The 18,900-nt window shown below is 60.5% G+C and carries 19 protein-coding genes; 11 read left to right on the forward strand and 8 right to left on the reverse strand.

Annotation, left to right across the window (positions count from 1 at the left end):
* Positions 1 to 97 precede the first annotated feature (97 nt).
* The 6 genes from GIW04_RS05330 to GIW04_RS05355 all read right to left on the reverse strand — a co-directional run bounded on the left by GIW04_RS05330 (position 98) and on the right by GIW04_RS05355 (position 5,355).
* Entirely contained in the window at positions 98 to 1,240 is a 1,143-nt protein-coding gene (locus GIW04_RS05330; RefSeq protein WP_120247479.1) for a DegT/DnrJ/EryC1/StrS family aminotransferase, read from the reverse strand.
* Between the two features lie 163 nt (positions 1,241 to 1,403).
* Positions 1,404 to 1,718 carry a DUF2388 domain-containing protein gene (locus GIW04_RS05335; protein WP_003176799.1) on the reverse strand — a complete coding sequence of 105 codons (315 nt, stop codon included), beginning with the start codon at positions 1,716 to 1,718 and terminating at the stop codon, positions 1,404 to 1,406.
* 68 nt (positions 1,719 to 1,786) lie between these two features.
* On the reverse strand, positions 1,787 to 2,233 hold the full coding sequence (locus tag GIW04_RS05340; RefSeq protein WP_003195289.1) for an NfeD family protein: 447 nt from the start codon (positions 2,231 to 2,233) through the stop codon (positions 1,787 to 1,789).
* 10 nt (positions 2,234 to 2,243) lie between these two features.
* The gene (locus GIW04_RS05345; protein ID WP_003195285.1) at positions 2,244 to 3,164 is read right to left on the reverse strand and encodes an SPFH domain-containing protein; all 921 of its coding nucleotides are present in this window, start codon (positions 3,162 to 3,164) and stop codon (positions 2,244 to 2,246) included.
* Positions 3,165 to 3,240: 76 nt separating this feature from the next.
* Positions 3,241 to 4,935, reverse strand: a complete 1,695-nt coding sequence (locus GIW04_RS05350) for a GspE/PulE family protein (RefSeq protein ID WP_120247480.1) — start codon at positions 4,933 to 4,935, stop codon at positions 3,241 to 3,243.
* Between the two features lie 81 nt (positions 4,936 to 5,016).
* Positions 5,017 to 5,355 carry a hypothetical protein gene (locus tag GIW04_RS05355; protein ID WP_094773949.1) on the reverse strand — a complete coding sequence of 113 codons (339 nt, stop codon included), beginning with the start codon at positions 5,353 to 5,355 and terminating at the stop codon, positions 5,017 to 5,019.
* Between the two features lie 127 nt (positions 5,356 to 5,482).
* Here GIW04_RS05355 and GIW04_RS05360 point away from each other — a divergent pair, with 127 nt between their 5' ends.
* Positions 5,483 to 5,953, forward strand: a complete 471-nt coding sequence (locus tag GIW04_RS05360) for an Lrp/AsnC family transcriptional regulator (RefSeq protein WP_003195279.1) — start codon at positions 5,483 to 5,485, stop codon at positions 5,951 to 5,953.
* 73 nt (positions 5,954 to 6,026) lie between these two features.
* On the opposite strand, the gene GIW04_RS05365 is transcribed toward GIW04_RS05360, so the two are convergent.
* Positions 6,027 to 7,394, reverse strand: a complete 1,368-nt coding sequence (locus GIW04_RS05365; RefSeq protein WP_034134019.1) for a CYTH domain-containing protein — start codon at positions 7,392 to 7,394, stop codon at positions 6,027 to 6,029.
* Positions 7,395 to 7,552: 158 nt separating this feature from the next.
* Here GIW04_RS05365 and argE point away from each other — a divergent pair, with 158 nt between their 5' ends.
* Both argE and argA read left to right on the forward strand, forming a co-directional pair.
* Complete coding sequence (gene argE, locus GIW04_RS05370) at positions 7,553 to 8,701, forward strand: acetylornithine deacetylase (RefSeq protein WP_003195275.1); 1,149 nt, start codon at positions 7,553 to 7,555, stop codon at positions 8,699 to 8,701.
* 133 nt (positions 8,702 to 8,834) lie between these two features.
* Positions 8,835 to 10,133 carry an amino-acid N-acetyltransferase gene (argA, locus tag GIW04_RS05375; RefSeq protein ID WP_003195273.1) on the forward strand — a complete coding sequence of 433 codons (1,299 nt, stop codon included), beginning with the start codon at positions 8,835 to 8,837 and terminating at the stop codon, positions 10,131 to 10,133.
* A gap of 115 nt (positions 10,134 to 10,248) precedes the next feature.
* Here the strand turns inward: argA and tauA are convergent, their stop codons facing one another.
* The gene (gene tauA / locus GIW04_RS05380; RefSeq protein ID WP_120247481.1) at positions 10,249 to 11,235 is read right to left on the reverse strand and encodes a taurine ABC transporter substrate-binding protein; all 987 of its coding nucleotides are present in this window, start codon (positions 11,233 to 11,235) and stop codon (positions 10,249 to 10,251) included.
* Between the two features lie 370 nt (positions 11,236 to 11,605).
* Here tauA and GIW04_RS05385 point away from each other — a divergent pair, with 370 nt between their 5' ends.
* From GIW04_RS05385 to GIW04_RS05420, 8 genes are all read left to right on the forward strand, one after another.
* Positions 11,606 to 12,949, forward strand: coding sequence for an OprD family porin (locus GIW04_RS05385; RefSeq protein ID WP_034134017.1), 1,344 nt, complete (start codon positions 11,606 to 11,608; stop codon positions 12,947 to 12,949).
* A gap of 274 nt (positions 12,950 to 13,223) precedes the next feature.
* Positions 13,224 to 13,862 (forward strand): peroxiredoxin, encoded by a 639-nt coding sequence (locus GIW04_RS05390; protein ID WP_003195267.1) that lies wholly within the window; start codon positions 13,224 to 13,226, stop codon positions 13,860 to 13,862.
* A gap of 318 nt (positions 13,863 to 14,180) precedes the next feature.
* Positions 14,181 to 14,774, forward strand: a complete 594-nt coding sequence (ssuE, locus tag GIW04_RS05395; protein WP_003195265.1) for an NADPH-dependent FMN reductase — start codon at positions 14,181 to 14,183, stop codon at positions 14,772 to 14,774.
* Positions 14,775 to 14,871: 97 nt separating this feature from the next.
* Positions 14,872 to 15,840, forward strand: coding sequence for a sulfonate ABC transporter substrate-binding protein (locus GIW04_RS05400; RefSeq protein WP_034134016.1), 969 nt, complete (start codon positions 14,872 to 14,874; stop codon positions 15,838 to 15,840).
* Between the two features lie 26 nt (positions 15,841 to 15,866).
* On the forward strand, positions 15,867 to 17,015 hold the full coding sequence (gene ssuD, locus GIW04_RS05405) for an FMNH2-dependent alkanesulfonate monooxygenase (RefSeq protein WP_120247482.1): 1,149 nt from the start codon (positions 15,867 to 15,869) through the stop codon (positions 17,013 to 17,015).
* A 9-nt stretch (positions 17,016 to 17,024) separates the two neighbouring features.
* Positions 17,025 to 17,810, forward strand: a complete 786-nt coding sequence (ssuC, locus tag GIW04_RS05410) for an aliphatic sulfonate ABC transporter permease SsuC (RefSeq protein WP_120247483.1) — start codon at positions 17,025 to 17,027, stop codon at positions 17,808 to 17,810.
* Positions 17,807 to 18,613: an aliphatic sulfonates ABC transporter ATP-binding protein gene (ssuB, locus tag GIW04_RS05415; protein WP_003195256.1), complete on the forward strand. Its 807-nt coding sequence runs from the start codon at positions 17,807 to 17,809 to the stop codon at positions 18,611 to 18,613. The genes ssuC and ssuB overlap by 4 nt, the downstream gene beginning before the upstream one ends.
* A 19-nt stretch (positions 18,614 to 18,632) precedes the next feature.
* On the forward strand, positions 18,633 to 18,848 hold the full coding sequence (locus GIW04_RS05420; RefSeq protein ID WP_003176783.1) for a TOBE domain-containing protein: 216 nt from the start codon (positions 18,633 to 18,635) through the stop codon (positions 18,846 to 18,848).
* Positions 18,849 to 18,900 lie beyond the last annotated feature (52 nt).

The following is an 18,900-nucleotide window of genomic DNA, read 5'->3' on the forward strand; positions in this document are numbered from 1 at the left end:
GAGCTGGCTTGCCTGCGATTGGATCACCCGGGTATCACCGATACACCGAGGTGCCAGCATCGCAGGCAAGCCAGCTCCCACAGTTGATTTGTTGTGATCAGTCTCTTTTCAATACAGCTTTAACCGCCGCTACAGTCCGCTCCACATCCGCCTCTGTCATCGCCGTGAACATTGGCAACGACACAATCAAACGCCCAACACGCTCTGCCACCGGGAACATGCCTTCCTTGAAACCCTGTGCCCGATACAGGCTCAGCAGGTGGATCGGCGGGTAGTGATAGCCGATACCCACGCCGTGGGCCTGCATCTGTTCCATGAACGTCGCGCGGGCTGGCAGGCCATCCTGGCGCTCCGGCAATACCAGTTGGAACAGGTGCCAGTTGCTGTTTTCGAAGTCGGCCGGCGGCAGTTGCGCGCCGTATTGGGCTTCGAAATCGCTGCCAAAGCATTTGAAGTAGTGCCGTGCCAGGTTCTGACGATGGGCGGTGATCTTCTCGATGTGCGCAAATTGCCCCAGGCCGATGGCGGCGGCAATGTCGGTCATGTTGAACTTGCCACCCAGCACATCCACATCCAGGCCATCGAAGCCGCTGCGGGTGACGCCTTGCAGGCGGTACTTCTCTGCCAGACGGGCCTCCTCGGCATTGTTCAACACCAGGCAGCCGCCTTCGGACGACGTGATGTTCTTGTTCGCCTGGAAGCTGAAGGACACGAAGTCGCCGGTTGCGCCGATGCGTTCTCCATCCCAGCTGGAACCCAGGGCCTGGGCAGCATCTTCGACAATGCGCAGGTTGTACTTGTTGGCCAGCGCATAGAGCATCGGCATATCCAGGGGCAAGCCGGCCAGGTAGACGGGGATGATCGCCTTGGTGCGCGGGGTAATCGCGGCTTCTACCTGAGCCAGATCGATATTGCGCGTCACCGGGTCGATGTCGGCGAAGACGGGAGTGGCGCCGACTTCGAGAATCACGTTGGCCGTGGCAACCCAGGAGATGGGCGTGGTGATAACTTCATCTCCAGGCCCGATCCCGGCGATGCGCAAGGCGATCTCCATGGTGCAGGTGCCCGAGTTGAAGGTGCGCACCGGACGTCCGCCAAAATACTCCGACAACTGTGCTTCGAACGCCTGCACCTTCGGCCCGCTGGTGATCCAGCCGGAACGCAGAACATCGCCGACCGCCGAGATGGTGGCTTCATCAATGGTCGGTTTGGAAAACGGCAGGAAGGGCTGTTGGCTCATGACGAAGAAGGCATCCGTTTCAGGTAGGCAATTAAAATAGACGTGTCAGTAGGGCATGGTTGCATGCTGAGACTGAATATAGCCTGTCATCCATGAACGATTCGTCATGCAGCAGGCAAAAAAATGCCGCTTGAGAAAGCGGCATTTTTTATGAGGGCAGTTGTTACTCGGTTACAGCATTCTTCGCCAGGATGGCGTTAGCCAGTTCCATATCGGTGGCTTGAAGGCCAGGGTTATCGGCGCGGACCTTCTGCATGGCCGCTTCCAGGTACGGGCCGCGAATGCCGCCGTCGCTGGCGACGAAGCTGCCGGCGTCGTCTTGGGCGGCGACCACCAGCTTGTGGTCCTTGAACGTCAGGTAAGTCGAGCCAGTGGTGGCGCCCGACGAGATGACATTACGCCAGAAGCTATCGGCCATGGCTGAGCCGACAGGTAGGGAAAGCACAGCGAGGGTTGCGACAGCATATTTGAGACGCATGATGGGTGACTCCGGTGGGTTATCTGTACGTTTTGATTGTAGTTAAGCCGATCCAGTTCCATCACTGACTAAACAGTTTCAACCTTCAAAATCACCCCATCCTGGCCAACCACGCGGACTTGAGCGCCCACGGGGGCGTCGACACCGGTGACCATCCATACGCCATCGCCGACTTTGACCTTGCCGCGACCATCCACAATGGCTTGATGCACCACGAAAGTGCGCCCGACCAACTCTGAACCGCGCTCATTCAACCCCGGTTGATCGCTGGCCTTGGCACTGCTGCGTTGGCGTTTCCACCAGTACACGGCGGTCAGTATCGACAACACCGCAAACAGCAGCAGTTGCCATTCCAGCCCCAGCGGTGGGAACAGGAACTTGATCACGCCCACGGCTGCGGCGGCGATGCCCATCCAGAGCAGGTAGCCTCCGGCACCGAACACCTCGAGAATCAACAGCACGGTGCCCAGTGCCAACCAGTCCCAGAACGACAAATGCAGCAAAAAGTCCCACATGGTGTTGGCCTCAGCCTTTCTGGTTGCCGAAGGTTGCCTTGACGATTTCGCCGATACCGCCCACGGCGCCAATCACCTGGCTGGCTTCCAGCGGCATCAGGATGACCTTGCTGTTGTTGGCCGACGCCAGCTTGCCCAGGGCGTCGATGTATTTTTGCGCGACGAAGTAGTTCACCGCCTGCACATTGCCCGACGCAATGGCTTCGGACACCACTTGTGTCGCCCGCGCTTCGGCTTCGGCCTGGCGCTCGCGCGCCTCGGACTCCAGGAACGCGGCCTGACGGCTACCTTCGGCCTCGAGGATCTGCGCCTGCTTCTTGCCTTCCGCTGTCAGGATCGCCGACGCCCGCAGGCCCTCGGCTTCGAGGATCTGTGCACGCTTGATCCGCTCGGCTTTCATTTGGCCGGACATGGCGGCCATCAGGTCGGCGGGCGGGCTGATGTCCTTGATCTCGATACGGGTGATCTTGATGCCCCACGGCGCGGTAGCTTCATCCACGGTGCGCAGGAGTTTTTCGTTGATGCCGTCACGCTGGCTCAGCATGGCGTCCAGCTCCATGGAGCCGAGTACGGTGCGGATATTGGTCTGCAGCAGGTTGCGGATAGCATGTTCGAGGTTGTTGACCTCATAGGCGGCCTGGGCGGTGTTGACCACCTGGAAGAAGCACACGGCATCGATCTGCACGGTGGCATTGTCGGCGGTGATGACTTCTTGAGGCGGGATATCCAGCACGCTTTCCATCACGTTGATCTTGCGGCCGATACGGTCCATCACCGGGATGATGATATTCAGGCCAGGCTTGAGGGTGTTGGTGTAGCGGCCGAAACGCTCGACGGTCCATTGGTAGCCCTGGGGCACCACTTTGAACCCCATGAACAGGATGGCGATGGCCAAGCCCACGAAAAGAAGCAGTACGGTTCCGATCTGCATAGCGATTCCCTATCTGGAGGTGTCAGTGAACGACATTAGGCCGATTGTAACGGTCTGGTCACGGATAAAGACGGTTTCATGGCCCAACAAACAAAGGATTTGTTTCTGAATCCCCTGGCGTGACCCGCAACACCTCCGTCATCGTGGTCAGGCCGGCTTTCACTTTCTCGATGCCGGCCATGCGCAGGCTGCTCATGCCCTGCGCCAGTGCCCCACGGCGCAGGGCTTGTACGTCCGCACCCGGGGTGACCAGCGCCTGGAGGGCTGGGTCCATGAGCATGATTTCATACAGCCCGGCCCGGCCTCGATAACCGCTGTCACGGCATTGCGCACAGCCGACAGCATCAAAGCCGCCAGCGTCCTCCTGGCCCACGGGGCGCTTGCAGTGGCTGCACAGAACCCGCACCAAGCGCTGCGCCATCACGCCTATGAGCGTGGCTTTGATCAAATAGTGAGCAATGCCCAGTTCCTGCAGGCGGCTGATGGCGCTGGGCGCATCGTTGGTATGTAGGGTCGAGAGCACCAAGTGCCCCGTCAGCGCGGCCTGGATAGCCATCTCTGCGGTTTCCTGGTCGCGGATTTCGCCGATCATGATGATGTCCGGGTCCTGGCGCAGCAGGGCGCGGATGCCGCTGGCGAACGTGAGGTCGATGTTGTGCTGGACTTGCATCTGGTTGAAGGCCGGCTCGACCATTTCAATCGGGTCTTCCACCGTGCACAGGTTGACCTCACGGGTCGCCAGTTGCCTGAGGGTGGTGTAGAGGGTGCTGGTCTTGCCTGAGCCGGTCGGGCCGGTGACGAGGATGATGCCGTGGGTGCGTTGCGTCATGGCGTGCCAGCGTTGCTGGTCGGCGTCGGACAAACCCAACTGGTCAAAGTCCTTGAGCAGCACCTGTGGGTCGAAAATTCGCATCACCAGTTTTTCGCCGAATGCCGTGGGCAGTGTGGAAAGCCGCAATTCCACTTCGACACCCGCAGGGTTCCTGGTTTTGACGCGGCCATCCTGGGGTTTGCGTTTTTCGGCCACGTTCATTCGCCCCAGGCTTTTCAGGCGGCTGACCACGGCCATGGTGACCTGCGGGGGAAATTGATAGACGTCATGCAGCAGCCCATCAATGCGAAAGCGCATCCGACCCTGGTCGCGGCAGGGCTCGATATGGATATCGCTGGCTCGTTGGCCAAAGGCGTATTGCAGCAGCCAGTCGACAATGTTGACGATATGCGCGTCGTTGGCATCCGGCTCCTTGTCACTGGCGCCGAGGCTGAGCAAGTCGACATTGCCAGGCGCCGTCATCTTTTGATCCGCGCCGCTGACGGACTTGGCCAAGCGGTAAAATTCGTTGATACAGCGTTGGATATCCTGGGGGTTGGCAACCACGCGCTTGATCGTGCGTTTGAGCACCTGGGACAGCCCGGCTTCCCAGGCGGTGATATGGGGTTGGGCACTGGCGACCGTTACGCTGCGGGCATCCACGGCGACTGCAAGAATGCCGTGGCGCTGGGCAAAGGCGTGGGACATCAAGGGCACCACGGCTGCCACATCGATCTTCAACGGGTCGATGTGCAGGTAAGGCTGGCCGACCTGCCGGGCCAGCCATTGGGTCAAGGTCTCCAGGCAAGGGCCCTGGGCTGCGATGCATTCCAGGGGGTGCTGGCTGGCGGGCGCTGGCACCACCTTTTGCGCCGCCTGCGCCGTGATCAGCCCTTGCTCGACCAACGCCGGCAACAATTGCTGCAGTTCCAAGGGGTGATCGTGAGCGGCGACGGGCATGCAGGTTTTCCTGGGCGGCTTGGGTGTAATCCCAGGCTAGCGAGCCGCTGAAGATCCTGCCTGCGCGTGTATTGCAGGTTTTTACTGCGCCATCGCCGCCAACGCTTGGGGCCGCTCGGAATCAGCCGACCACAGCTCCAGGGTGCAGACGCTGACCAGGTTTCGAATCTTTTCACCGATCACCTGGGCGCGGTGCCAGCTCAGGCCGGTCATCACGATATCGATGCTCAGTAGGTCGGCTTCCCGGTTCGCGCTGACCTGGGTGGGCGTGAGCAATTGCAGCGCGAAGTAGTTGAGCACCCGGCACAGCACGTCCGGTTCGGCCTCGGCGACGATGTGATAGTGCGCCCGGCAGTGGCTGCTATTGGCCGCCCACGCATCGACGCGGGTGGCAGGGTAGGCGGTTTCGACGGCGTGCATGCTGACTCTCCAAATTCGACTGGAGGAATTTTTACATTCGCCTCGGGAGTTTTCTTATCTAAGATGAGCCTGTTTGGCGATAAATCGACTCAATCAATTCAAGATCAGCCTATTAACGGGTACGTTTATGCACAGTGAGTTGGACGCCTACGACCGCCGCATCCTGGCCTTGCTGCAAGAGGACGCCTCGCTCTCCAGCGCACAGATTGCCGAGCAGGTCGGCCTGTCGCAGTCGCCATGCTGGCGGCGCATTCAGCGGCTCAAGGAAGAGGGCGTGATCCGCGGCCAGGTCACCCTGCTGGACCGCAAGAAAATCGGGCTCAACACGCAGATTTTCGCCGAGGTCAAACTCAACGCCCACGGTCGCTCCAATTTCACTGAGTTCACCGAGGCGATTCGCGGTTTTCCGGAAGTGTTGGAGTGCTACGTGCTGATGGGAGCGGTGGATTTTCTGCTGCGTATCGTCACCTCGGATATCGAGGCGTACGAGCGGTTCTTCTTCGAGAAGTTGTCGATGGTGCCGGGCATCCAAGAGGTCAACTCGATTGTGGCGCTGTCGGAAATCAAGTCCACCACCAGCCTGCCAGTATTGCGCTGACAGGGAGGGCCTCATCGCGGGCAAGCCCGCTCCCACAGGAAATGTGGGAGCGGGCTTGCCCGCGATAGCGGTATTACAGGCGCAGAAGGGTCTTCCAGGCACGGTTCTGATACACCGCAATCGCCTGGTGCATACGCGCATCCAGCGATTCATCGGTAATCGGCTGGTTGGCCAGGTGTGCCAGCTTGTTCAGCTCGCCGTACAAGCGGTCCAGTTCAGGAATGTCCACCACCTGGCGCGCATGGTGCAGCCAGGCCTGGATGCGTTCGATGCGCGGCAGTTGCTCGGCCAGGTCTTCCGGCTGTTGCTGGTAGCGCTGCAGTTGCAGGGCGACGGCGTCGTCGGCCAGCAGGCGTGGCAGCCAGTTGGTGATTTGCGCAGCGCCCTGGCGGTTGCCACGCACGTTACGTTCGGCTGTCCAGGTGCGAGCCAACAACCAGCGCGAGAGGTTGAGTGAGAACAGGCCCCACCGCACGTCTTGCAGCTCTTCGATGAACTGCTCTGGCGCGGCTTTGCGGATGTCTTCATCGTCGTCACCGGCCTGGACCAGCGGGCGCCAGTCTTCCAGCAACGCATCCAGGGCGCTGCGCAGTTCGCTGGTGGATTGGCGCGGCGCGGCCTGGCCGAGGCTGCCGATCAGGGCGCGCAATTCACCGAGGTTCTCGACCCAGTCTTGCAGCAGGCGCCAGTGGCCATTGAAGCGGTATTGCTCGGCCAGGCGCTGGCTGCTGCCCAGCAGGTACCACAGGATCGCGGCGAAGGCGTCGTCCAATGGCATTTCGGCGTGGATCTGTGGCGCCGGCAAGCTCAGGGAATAGCTACTGGCGTCATACAGGCGGTAGCCGCGTTCGGCCTTGCTGATGTCGCACGGCATCAGGGCCAGGGTCGCGGCCAGCTCGGCAGCCAATTCCAGCAGGGCAGCCGGTTCGCCTTCGCGCAATTCCAGCTCCAGTTCGCAGATTTCTTCTTTCTGCTTGCCGACCACCACGTGGCCCAGGTCCAGGGCGGCTTCGATCACCACCTTGGCCTTGCCACGGCCCCAAGCGATCTCGGCGCGTTCACGCACGAAGTCGGTGGTGAAGATCGGCTTGAGGGTCTTTTTGTCCAGCTCGGCCAGTTGCTCGGGCCAGCACTCGCCATCGAGTTTCTTCACGTCGAGCTTGGCTTTGGGCAGGTCCCAGTTGTATTCGTTGCGTTCCGACAAGCCGGCGACGCTTTGGCCGCGGGTCTTGAGGGTCTGGATGATGTCGTCACCGTCCTTGCGCAGGCGCAGGGCAACCTTGGCCTGGGCCAGGTCGCGCTCGGGGGTATCGAAGTACTGGTTCATCAACTCACGGCGTTCCCAGCCACTTTTGTTGCGTTTTTTCAGTAACGGGTGCTCACGCAGCGCGGCGAGTGTTTCGCGGCTGACGCGTAGCTTGATTTCGGTTTCTTTCTGCATGGCCGGAAAATCCAGGATCGGGAGCGCAGCCGGGGAAAAGTGTGGCTGCCAAGGTCGTGCAGTGTACAGGACTGAGCCCGGCAACGCGCCGCAACGGTTTATTGTGTTGCACAGATGCCTCTATAGTGAGGTTCATCCGGGAAGTTGGGAGACCGCGCATGCCGTTACCGTCCATGAAAGAGCAGTTCGCCGCCTTGATCGCCGCGCCGTCGGTGAGTTGCACCCAGGCGTCTCTCGACCAGAGCAACCGCCCGGTGATCGACCTGCTCGCCGCTTGGCTGGGCGATCTGGGCTTTGCCATCGATATCCAACACGTCAGCCCCGGCAAATTCAACCTGTTGGCCAGCTTCGGCAGCGGCCCCGGTGGCCTGGTGCTGGCGGGGCATAGCGATACCGTGCCGTATGACGCGGCGCTGTGGAAAACCGACCCGCTCAAGCTGACGGAAGTCGATGGCCGCTGGGTAGGGCTGGGCAGCTGTGACATGAAGGGTTTCTTCGCCCTGATCATCGAAGCGGTGTTGCCGCTGCTCGACCAACCCTTCAAGCAGCCGCTGTTGATTCTTGCCACTTGTGACGAGGAAAGCTCCATGTCCGGTGCCCGTGCGCTGGCCGAGGCGGGGCGCCCGCTGGGTCGCGCAGCTGTGATCGGCGAGCCGACCGGGCTCAAGCCGATCCGCCTGCACAAAGGCGTGATGATGGAGCGCATCGACATCCTCGGGCGCAGCGGCCACTCGTCGGACCCAAGCTTGGGCCACAGCGCGCTGGAAGCCATGCATGACGCTATTGGCGAGTTGCGCGGCCTGCGCCTGGCCTGGCAGCGCGAGTACCGCAACGCGCAATTCAGCGTGCCGCAGCCGACCATGAACTTCGGCTGCATTCACGGCGGCGACAACCCCAACCGCATCTGTGGCCAGTGCTCCCTGGAGTTCGACCTGCGACCCCTGCCGGGCATGGACCCCGAGGTGCTGCGCGCCGCGATTCGCCAGAAGCTCGAACCCGTGGCCGAGCGGCATAAGGTCAAGATCGACTACGCGCCGTTGTTCCCCGCAGTGCCACCCTTTGAGCAGCCCGAAGACGCCGAGTTGGTGCGGGTGGCGGAACGTTTGACCGGTCATCGTGCCGAAGCAGTAGCGTTCGGCACCGAAGCGCCTTATCTTCAGCGCCTCGGTTGCGAAACCCTGGTGCTCGGCCCTGGCGACATTGCCTGCGCCCACCAGCCGGGCGAATACCTTGAAATGTCACGCTTGACGCCTACAGTGCGTCTATTGCGGGAACTGATCGAACACTACTGCCTGAAACCTGCATAAATTAACCCTTGCCCATTCGTACATAAGGAGAGTGAGCGTGTCGCCAAGCCTGTTCCGACGATAACCATCAGCCGCTGTGCGCTTTCACGATTGATCCTTTATTTGGCTGCTTTTTATTACAGGCCCAGGTGTTATGCCCGAATACGTCAATTGGCTTCGTCACGCTTCGCCCTACATCAACGCCCACCGCGACTGCACCTTTGTGGTCATGCTGCCCGGCGATGGTGTGGACCACCCCAACTTCGGCAATATCGTCCACGACCTGGTGCTGCTTCACAGCCTGGGTGTGCGCCTGGTGCTGGTGCACGGCTCGCGCCCGCAAATCGAAACCCGCCTTGAAGCACGCGGCCTTACCCCGGCTTACCACGAAGGCTTGCGCATCACCGATGCCGCGACGCTGGAATGTGTGATCGACGCGGTTGGCCATCTGCGCATTGCCATTGAGGCGCGCTTGTCCATGGACATGGCGTCCTCGCCGATGCAGGGCTCGCGCCTGCGTGTGGCCAGCGGCAACCTGGTTACCGCGCGGCCAATCGGCGTGCTGGAAGGCGTGGACTACCACCACACCGGCGAAGTGCGCCGGGTCGATCGCAAGGGTATCAACCGCCTGTTGGACGAACGCTCCATCGTGCTGCTGTCGCCCCTGGGGTATTCGCCTACCGGCGAGATCTTCAACCTGGCCTGCGAAGACGTCGCCACCCGCGCCGCCATCGACCTGGGTGCCGACAAGTTGCTGCTGTTCGGCGCCGATCCCGGTCTGATCGATGAGAACGGTCGCCTGGTGCGTGAATTGCGCCCACAACAAGTGCCTGCGCACCTGCAACGCCTGGGCAGCAACTATCAAGCCGAACTGCTCGATGCCGCTGCTGAAGCCTGCCGCGGTGGAGTAGGGCGCAGCCATATCGTCAGTTACGCCGAAGATGGCGCCTTGCTCACTGAACTGTTCACCCGCGACGGCGGCGGTACGCTGGTGGCCCAGGAGCAATTCGAACTGGTGCGCGAAGCGGCGATTGAAGACGTCGGCGGTTTGCTGGATCTGATCAGCCCGCTGGAAGAGCAGGGCATTCTGGTGCGCCGCTCGCGGGAAGTGCTGGAGCGTGAGATCGAACAGTTCAGCGTGGTCGAGCGCGAAGGCATGATCATCGCCTGCGCAGCGCTGTATCAGATTGCGGATTCGGATGCGGGGGAGCTGGCGTGCCTGGCAGTGAACCCGGAGTACCGCCACGGCGCGCGCGGCGATGTGTTGCTCGAACGCATCCAGACCCGGGCGCGCGCCCAGGGCTTGAAAACCCTCTTTGTACTCACCACCCGTACGGCCCACTGGTTCCGCGAACGCGGCTTTGTGCCGAGCAGCGTAGACCGCCTGCCGTCGGCGCGGGCGTCGCTGTACAACTATCAGCGCAACTCCAAGATCTTCGAAAAGGCCCTGTAAAAGATTACTGCTCTGTGTGGGAGCTGGCTTGCCTGCGATAGCGGCGCCTCGGTTTATCTGAAGGACCGAGTTGCTGGCATCGCAGGCAAGCCAGCTCCCACACTGGACCGCGCTTTTATTCTGGGATGAATTTATCGGTCACGTAGGCCGAATAATCCGGCAGCACCGTCTCCACCTTCCCCTGTTCCTTCAAGAACTTCGCCGTCTCCCCAATCGCCTTCGCCGTGCCGCCCTTGAGCAACGCAGCGGTTTGCTGTGCCCGCGCATCCGGAAACGTTGTGCCCGCCAACAGCTCCGGAATGTCGTCGGCATTGGAACCTGTCAATTTGGCGATTTTTTGCACCGGCTCGGAATCCACCGTCCAGCTGTCTTTGTGGGCGGCATAGTCGGCAAAAGCATCCAGGGTGACCTTGGCGAACCTGGCCACTACGTCAGGATGTTTTTCCGCGAAATCCTTGCGCGCCACCCACACCTCAAACGTCGGCGCGCCCCATTGGCCCACCTGCGCCGCGTCTGTCAGGGTCTTGCCGGTCTTGCGGATTTCGCCCAGGGCCGGCGACCACACGAAAGCCCCATCAATATCGCCGCGCTTCCAAGCGGCGGCGATTTCGGCTGGCTGCAAGTTCACCACTTTGACTTGCTGGGTGTTCAACCCCCAGTGTTTCAGCGCGCCGAGCAGGCTGTAATGGGAGGTCGAGACGAACGGGGTGGCGATGGTTTTGCCGATCAGGTCTTGAGGGTTGTCGATGCCACTGCCGTTGCGCACCACCAGGGCTTCAGAAGCGTTGATCTGTGCCGATACGATAAACGCCACAATCGGCAGGTTGCGCGACGCCGCCGCCGCAAGCGGGCTGGAGCCGAGGTTGCCGATTTGTACATCACCCGAAGCGATGGCCGTGACCACCTCTGGCCCGCTGTTGAAGCGGCGCCAGGCGATTTTTTCGCCGATGGCTTTTTCGTACAGGCCGTCGGCCTGGGGAACCTTGCTGGGATCGATGCCGGTCTGGTAGCCCACCGTCAGGTCGGCGGCGTTGACACCAAAAGAAAGTAATAGCGATACAAAAACTGTAACAAATTGACGGGAGGATGTGCGTTTGGCCATGATGGCGTCGCCTTTTTGATCGTGAGTGACGTATGCAACCGTACGACCACACTAATCGATCTAAAAAGGCACCAGTAAATACCCTTTAGGAATTAGCTTATGGAGCGGCGCGTCTATCCTGACCGGCCAGCTTCACGGAAAGACTTATTCCTGGATCGTATGAAAAAGAATGAAATAATTCTTTTTGGGTGTATGAAAAACTCATTACCCTGCAGGGACCAAATCAACTGCGATTAGACGAAGGTAGTAGACACACAAGGTTACGATTGACTTGGTAGTCACTATCTGGCGCTAATCGCGCATCTGTGGATCGAGGGCGTCAGACCCGAGACCAAAGAAATACAAAAATTAGAAATGAGAGGAGCGGTACATGAAGAAGTCCACCTTGGCTGTGGCTGTAACGTTGGGCGCAATCGCCCAGCAAGCAGGCGCTGCCGGTTTCATCGAAGACAGCAAGGCCACACTGGGCCTGCGTAACTTCTACATCAACACCGATAACCGCGAAGGCACGGCCAACCCGAGCCGCAACGAAGAATGGGGCCAAGGCTTCGATCTGCGTTTCATCTCCGGTTACACCCAAGGCACTGTTGGCTTCGGTCTCGACGCTATCGGCCTGTTGGGCGTTCGCCTGGATTCGGGCGGCGGCACCAACGGCGCGACTGCCAGCTCCTACGGCGGCACCATCTTCCCGAGCAAGTCCAATGGCGAAGCCGTTGATAACTACTCGAGCCTGGGCCTGACCGCCAAGGCCAAGATCTCCCAGACCGAACTGAAGTTGGGTACCTTGCAGCCTAAGCTGCCGGTCATCGTCACCAACGATGGTCGTATGCTGCCGCAGACCTTCCAGGGTGGCCAGATCACCTCCAGCGACATCAAGGACCTGACCCTGGTTGCCGGCCAGATCGAAAAAGCCAAGGGCCGTAACTCCAGCAACAACGAAAGCCTGTCCATCTCCGGCGCCAACAGCCGTGGCGTGAACTGGCGTTCGAGCAACAAGTTCTACTACGCCGGTGGCGACTACAAGATCACCAAGGATCTGACCGCCCAGTACTACTACGGCAACCTGGAAGATTTCTACAAGCAACACTTCCTGGGCCTGACCCACAACTGGGCTATCGGCCCGGGCGTGCTGAAGTCTGACCTGCGCTACTTCAACAGCTCCGACGATGGTAACAACGGCAACCAGTCCGCTTACTTCTCGACGGGCAACTACGGCGGCGTGAACTCCGGCCGTGGCAAAGTCGACAACAACCTGTACAGCGGCCTGTTCCTGTACTCGGTAGCCGGTCACACTTTTGGTGGCGGTTATCAGGTCAGCAACGGCAGCAGCGACTTCCCTTGGCTGAACCAGGGTGACGGCTCGTCGGCTTACATCACCACCGACATGCAGATCCAGAAGTTCGCCCGTGCCGGCGAGCGTACCTGGCAAGCTCGCTACTCCTACGACTTCGCCAAAGTCGGCGTACCTGGCCTGACCGCGGGTGTGGTTTACCTGAAGGGCGACCATATCGACACCGTCTCCAGCAACCGTACCGAGTTCACCGGCCAGTCCGAGTGGGAACGTGACATCACTGTTGCCTACGTTGTACCGGAAGGTCCGCTGAAGAACGTCGGCGTAGCGTGGAAAAACGCTATGTGGCGCAGCGACATCGCCAGCGCGCGTAACCAGGACGAAAACCGCTTGATCGTCAGCTACTCGATCCCGCTGTTGTAAGACTGTAAAACCTTGCCCGGCGCAATGCCGGGCAAGGTGTCTTGCTGTTCAAGTCGGGCTCAACCCCCGCAAGCCCTTCCTGAACCCCTCTTTTTTGCAGCGTCTCAAGGCCTTCTCGAACCTTGAAAGCGATGTTGGCCTCAGGCCGTTCCCAAGTCCAATGAACTGATTTTTAATATTCCTTTATCGTCTAGATAAATCGATATTTATTCTTTTTAAATCAGCAGAAATCCATGCACAGTGGGCTCCATAAGCACTCACCAGGAGCCATACCATGAGCCTAAGACTGGGCGACATCGCCCCCGACTTCGAACAGGATTCCAGCGCCGGCAAGATTCGTTTCCATGAATGGCTGGGCGACAGCTGGGGAGTGTTGTTTTCCCACCCGGCGGACTTCACGCCGGTGTGCACCACCGAACTGGGCTTCACCGCCAAGCTCAAGGATGAATTCGCCAAGCGTGGGGTCAAGGCCATCGCCCTGTCAGTAGACCCGGTGGACTCGCACCACAAGTGGATCGAAGACATCAACGAGACCCAGAACACCGTGGTCAACTTTCCGATCCTGGCCGATGCAGACCGCAAGGTCTCGGACCTCTACGACCTGATCCACCCGAATGCCAGCGATACCCTCACCGTGCGCTCCTTGTTCGTGATCGACCCGAACAAGAAGATCCGCCTGACCATCACCTATCCGGCCAGTACCGGGCGTAACTTCCATGAAATCCTGCGGGTGATCGATTCCCTGCAACTGACCGACAACCACAAGGTGGCGACGCCGGCCAACTGGCAGGATGGGGATGAAGTGGTGATCGTGCCGTCGCTAAAGGACGAGGAAGAGATCAAGAAACGCTTTCCCAAGGGCTATCGCGCGGTGAAGCCGTACCTGCGTCTTACCCCACAACCCAATCGTTAAGGCGAATATCGCCATCGCGGGCAAGCCCGGCTCCCACAGTTGACCGCATTCCCCTGTGGGAGCCGGGCTTGCCCGCGATGGTGGCCTCATGAACAGCAAAGGCATCAAGTTGCAAACCGTCTCACACAGCAGGGGTTTTCAGGCCGTTTCGACGGCCTTTTTTTTCGCCTGGCGATTGATTAAACACTTATGCATTTGTGGAATAAACAAATGAATAAATAAGATTTATAGATATATAAATCTGCTGATAAGGTCTATCCCATCTTGGCGCCATCGCCGCACAGCGAACCGCCGACACTTGCTCAAGGAATCTCCTGCATGCTGGTCGTAACACTTGGAGGCAGTCCCAGCCAGCGTTCCCGCTCTGGGGTCTTGCTGGATAAAACTCGTCAGTGGCTGCAACAGCAGGGCGTGGAAGTGGTGAGTTACCAGGTACGGGACTTCCCGGCTGAAGACTTGCTGCACGCACGCTTCGACAGCCCCAAGGTCATTGACCTGCTGCAACAAGTCGCCAATGCCGACGGCCTGGTGATCGCCACGCCGGTGTACAAGGCGTCGTTTTCCGGGGCGTTGAAGACCCTACTGGACCTGCTGCCGGAGCGTGCGTTGGCCCATAAGGTGGTGCTGCCGATGGCGACCGGCGGCAGCATCGCCCACATGCTGGCGGTGGACTACGCCCTGAAGCCGGTGCTGTCGGCGCTCAAGGCTCAGGAATTGCTCCACGGTATTTTTGCCGAAGACAGCCAGATCGCCTATGGCGAAGGCAGCGTACAGGCGCAGTTGGTGCCGGTACTCGAGCAACGTTTGCACGAAGCCCTGGAGCAGCTCTACAGCGCCATGGCGCGCCGGCCAAAACCGCTGGACCCTGACGTATTGAATGAACGTTTGTTGAGTGCTCGCTGGAGCATCTGAGCCTCACCCCGAAAAGCTGGAAACCCTCACCTTACTCAGCCGACAACGGCCAAGCAGGTGCAGCCAAAACCCTAATCGCACAGTTGGAGAGAGCGCCATGCGCACTGTCATCTTGCGTCGTGGTCTGGTCGCACTCTTTGCTGCGGCTGTGTCCTTCGGCGCCATCGTTCAAGCCCACGCCGCCGAGACCTTGCGGATCGGTTATCAGAAGTACGGCACCCTGGTGCTGCTCAAGGCCAAGGGCACCCTGGAAAAACGCCTGGCCGCCCAAGGTGTGCAGGTGCAGTGGACCGAGTTTCCCGGTGGCCCGCAATTGCTCGAGGGCCTGAACGTCGGCTCCATCGACTTCGGCGTTACCGGCGAAACCCCACCGGTGTTCGCCCAGGCGGCTGGCGCCGATCTGCTCTATGTCGCCTACGAACCACCCGCGCCTACCAGCGAAGCGATCCTGGTGCCCAAGGACTCGCCGATCAAATCGGTGGCCGAACTCAAGGGTAAAAAGGTCGTGCTCAACAAAGGCTCCAACGTGCACTACCTGCTGGTGCGTGCCCTGGAAGACGCCGGCCTCAACTACACCGACGTGAAGACCGTGTTCCTGCCGCCCGCCGATGCCCGTGCCGCGTTCGAGCGTGGCAGCGTGGACGCCTGGGTGATCTGGGACCCCTACCAGGCCGCCGCCGAGAAGCAACTGCAAGCGCGCACCCTGCGAGACGGCACCGGGATTGCCGACAACCATCAGTTTTACCTGGCCACCAAGCCCTACGCCGAGCAACACCCGCAAGTGATCAAGGCGTTGGTGGAAGAGGTGCGTGCGGTAGGCGAATGGTCCAAGGCCAACCCGCAGGAAGTGACTGAGCAGGTCGCCCCACTGCTCGGCCTGCCGGCAGATATCACCCTCACTTCGGTGAAACGCCAGGGCTATGGCGCGCTGTTTTTGACCCCGGAAGTGGTCGCCGCCCAGCAGAAAATCGCCGACAGCTTCTACCAACTCAAATTGATCCCCAAGCCCTTGAGCATCAAGGACGTGATCTGGACGCCACCCGCCGCGGTTGCCAAAGCGCCGTAATCTGACTTCATTCAGGAGACAACTCCATGAGCCTCAATATTTTCTGGTTCCTGCCCACCCACGGCGACGGTCATTACCTTGGCACCGCCGAAGGCGCCCGCGCTGTCGACCACGGTTACCTGCAACAAGTGGCCCAGGCTGCCGACCGCCTGGGTTTCGGCGGGGTGTTGATCCCTACGGGTCGCTCCTGCGAAGACTCGTGGTTGGTGGCAGCCTCGCTGATCCCCGTGACCCAGCGCTTGAAATTTTTGGTTGCCCTGCGCCCCGGGATCATCTCCCCGACCGTGGCCGCGCGTCAGGCCGCGACTCTGGATCGCTTGTCTGGCGGTCGTGCGCTGTTCAACCTGGTCACCGGTGGCGATCCGGAAGAACTGGCTGGCGACGGTTTGTTCTTGAGCCATGAAGAACGCTACCAGGCGTCGGTGGAATTCACCCGCATCTGGCGCCGTGTCTTGGAAGGCGAGACCGTGGACTACGACGGCGAGCACATCAGCGTCAAAGGCGCCAAATTGCTCTACCCGCCGATTCAGCAGCCACGCCCGCCACTGTATTTCGGCGGTTCCTCCGACGCCGCCCAGGACCTGGCGGCCGAACAGGTGGAGATGGTGCTGACCTGGGGCGAGCCGCCGGCAGCCGTCGCGGAAAAGATCGCGCAGGTACGCGCCAAAGCCGCAAAGCTGGGGCGCACGGTGCGCTTCGGTATTCGCTTGCACGTGATCGTGCGCGAAACCAACGACGAAGCCTGGAAAGCCGCCGACAAACTGATCTCCCACCTGGACGACGAGACCATCGCCCGCGCCCAGGCGTCTTTGGCGCGTTTCGATTCGGTGGGCCAGCAACGCATGGCAGCCTTGCATGGCGGTAGCCGTGACAACCTGGAAGTCAGCCCCAACCTGTGGGCCGGCGTCGGCCTGGTGCGTGGCGGCGCAGGGACGGCGCTGGTGGGCGATGGCCCAACGGTTGCGGCGCGGGTCAAGGAGTACGCGGACCTGGGTATCGATACCTTTATCTTCTCCGGTTATCCACATCTGGAAGAGTCGTATCGGGTCGCCGAGCTGTTGTTCCCGCACCTGGATATCGAACGTCCCGAGCTGCCCAAAAGCGCCGGCTACGTCAGCCCGTTCGGCGAGATGGTCGCCAACGACATCCTTCCCAAAGCTGCGTCGCAGAGCTGAGGCGCCGTTATGGACTTAGAAAAAATCAGCCATCGCGTGGCGCCCTGGGTGCTGCCGATCTTATTGCTGGCGGTGTGGCAGTTGTCGGTGTCGGCGGGTTGGTTGTCGACGCGCATTCTGCCAGCGCCGAGTGCGGTGATCGAAGCCGGGGTGAACCTGGTGGTCAGCGGCGAAATCTGGACTCACCTGGCCATCAGCGGCTGGCGCGCCGGCCTGGGCTTTGTGATCGGTGGCAGCATCGGTCTGGCCCTGCGCTTTATCACCGGCTTGTCGAAGTGGGGCGAACGCTTGCTCGACAGCTCCGTGCAGATGATCCGCAACGTGCCGCACCTGGCGCTGATTCCGCTGGTGATCCTGTGGTTCGGCATTGATGAGACCGCGAAGATTTTCCTGGTGGCCCTGGGCACCTTGTTCCCGATCTACCTGAACACTTACCACGGCATCCGCAATGTCGACCCGGCGCTGGTAGAGATGTCGCGCAGCTATGGCTTGTCCGGTTTCAGCCTGTTCTGGCAAGTGATCTTGCCGGGCGCGCTGCCGTCGATCCTGGTGGGGGTGCGCTTTGCCCTGGGCTTCATGTGGCTGACGCTGATCGTGGCAGAAACCATCTCGGCCAGTTCCGGCATCGGTTACCTGGCGATGAATGCCCGTGAATTCCTGCAAACCGACGTGGTGGTGCTGGCCATCGTCATGTACGCCATCCTCGGCAAACTGGCCGACCTGGCAGCCCGTGGGCTGGAACGTGTGTGGCTGCGCTGGCACCCGGCGTATCAAGTCAAAGGAGGTGCAGCATGACCGCTCAACAACCTCCGCGCTTGTTGAAGGGTATCCCGTTGGCGGTGCGCAAATTGCGCAAGGCCTTTGGTACCCGCGAAGTGCTCAAAGAGATCGACCTGCATATTCCCGCAGGGCAGTTCGTGGCCGTGGTCGGCCGCAGTGGTTGCGGCAAAAGTACCTTGCTGCGCCTGTTGGCGGGGCTGGACAAAGCCAGTGGCGGCGAGCTGCTGGCCGGCTCCGCGCCGCTGCACGAGGCGATTGAAGATACACGGTTGATGTTCCAGGAAGCGCGCTTGCTGCCCTGGAAAAAGATCATCGATAACGTCGGCCTGGGCCTCAAGGGCGACTGGCGCCCCAAAGCGCTGGAAGCCCTGGAAGCGGTCGGCCTGGCCGAGCGCGCCAATGAATGGCCGGCGGCGTTGTCCGGCGGCCAGAAACAGCGCGTGGCACTCGCACGGGCGTTGATCCATCAGCCGCGCCTGTTGCTGCTTGATGAGCCGCTGGGCGCACTGGATGCCCTGACCCGCATCGAGATGCAGCAACTGATCGAAAACCTGTGGCGCAAGCACGGTTTCACGGTGTTGCTGGTGACCCACGACGTCAGCGAAGCCGTGGCGATTGCCGACCGCGTGATTCTGATTGAAAACGGCGAAATCGGCCTCGACCTGACCATCGACCTGCCACGCCCACGGGCCCGTGGTTCACACCGCCTGGCCGCGCTGGAAGCCGAAGTACTCAACCGCGTGCTGTCGCTCCCCGGTTCTCCACCGGAACCCGAACCTGTTTCACCGCTGCCGACGCAATTGCGTTGGGCTCAATAACTCACACAGGAAAAACATCATGACGATTAAAGCCATCAACGTGCGTAACCAGTTCAAAGGCACCATCAAGGAAATCGTGGTCGGCGATGTGCTGTCGGAAATTGACGTGCAGACCGCGTCCGGCATTGTCACTTCGGTGATCACCACCCGTTCGGTCAAGGAGTTGGAGCTGGTGATCGGCAGTGAAGTGATTGCTTTTGTGAAGTCCACTGAGGTGTCGATTGCCAAGTTGTGATTGGCACTGTCCTGATCGTTCCCACGCTCTGCGTGGGAATGCCGCCTGGGGC

Origin of the sequence: Pseudomonas sp. PA-4-8C, assembly GCF_021606625.1 — a bacterium.
In the GTDB taxonomy this organism is placed as follows: domain Bacteria; phylum Pseudomonadota; class Gammaproteobacteria; order Pseudomonadales; family Pseudomonadaceae; genus Aquipseudomonas; species Aquipseudomonas lactis.

Coding starts and splice junctions, on each gene's coding strand:
- ssuD (WP_120247482.1), top strand. CDS start 15,867: ATGAGCCTCAATATTTTCTGGTTCCTGCCCACCCACGGCGACGGTCAT.
- argE (WP_003195275.1), top strand. CDS start 7,553: ATGCCGTTACCGTCCATGAAAGAGCAGTTCGCCGCCTTGATCGCCGCG.
- GIW04_RS05355 (WP_094773949.1), bottom strand. CDS start 5,355: ATGCACGCCGTCGAAACCGCCTACCCTGCCACCCGCGTCGATGCGTGG.
- ssuE (WP_003195265.1), top strand. CDS start 14,181: ATGCTGGTCGTAACACTTGGAGGCAGTCCCAGCCAGCGTTCCCGCTCT.
- GIW04_RS05340 (WP_003195289.1), bottom strand. CDS start 2,233: ATGTGGGACTTTTTGCTGCATTTGTCGTTCTGGGACTGGTTGGCACTG.
- GIW04_RS05390 (WP_003195267.1), top strand. CDS start 13,224: ATGAGCCTAAGACTGGGCGACATCGCCCCCGACTTCGAACAGGATTCC.
- GIW04_RS05330 (WP_120247479.1), bottom strand. CDS start 1,240: ATGAGCCAACAGCCCTTCCTGCCGTTTTCCAAACCGACCATTGATGAA.
- GIW04_RS05345 (WP_003195285.1), bottom strand. CDS start 3,164: ATGCAGATCGGAACCGTACTGCTTCTTTTCGTGGGCTTGGCCATCGCC.
- GIW04_RS05385 (WP_034134017.1), top strand. CDS start 11,606: ATGAAGAAGTCCACCTTGGCTGTGGCTGTAACGTTGGGCGCAATCGCC.
- GIW04_RS05365 (WP_034134019.1), bottom strand. CDS start 7,394: ATGCAGAAAGAAACCGAAATCAAGCTACGCGTCAGCCGCGAAACACTC.
- GIW04_RS05400 (WP_034134016.1), top strand. CDS start 14,872: ATGCGCACTGTCATCTTGCGTCGTGGTCTGGTCGCACTCTTTGCTGCG.
- GIW04_RS05350 (WP_120247480.1), bottom strand. CDS start 4,935: ATGCCCGTCGCCGCTCACGATCACCCCTTGGAACTGCAGCAATTGTTG.
- argA (WP_003195273.1), top strand. CDS start 8,835: ATGCCCGAATACGTCAATTGGCTTCGTCACGCTTCGCCCTACATCAAC.
- ssuC (WP_120247483.1), top strand. CDS start 17,025: ATGGACTTAGAAAAAATCAGCCATCGCGTGGCGCCCTGGGTGCTGCCG.
- GIW04_RS05335 (WP_003176799.1), bottom strand. CDS start 1,718: ATGCGTCTCAAATATGCTGTCGCAACCCTCGCTGTGCTTTCCCTACCT.
- GIW04_RS05420 (WP_003176783.1), top strand. CDS start 18,633: ATGACGATTAAAGCCATCAACGTGCGTAACCAGTTCAAAGGCACCATC.
- tauA (WP_120247481.1), bottom strand. CDS start 11,235: ATGGCCAAACGCACATCCTCCCGTCAATTTGTTACAGTTTTTGTATCG.
- ssuB (WP_003195256.1), top strand. CDS start 17,807: ATGACCGCTCAACAACCTCCGCGCTTGTTGAAGGGTATCCCGTTGGCG.
- GIW04_RS05360 (WP_003195279.1), top strand. CDS start 5,483: ATGCACAGTGAGTTGGACGCCTACGACCGCCGCATCCTGGCCTTGCTG.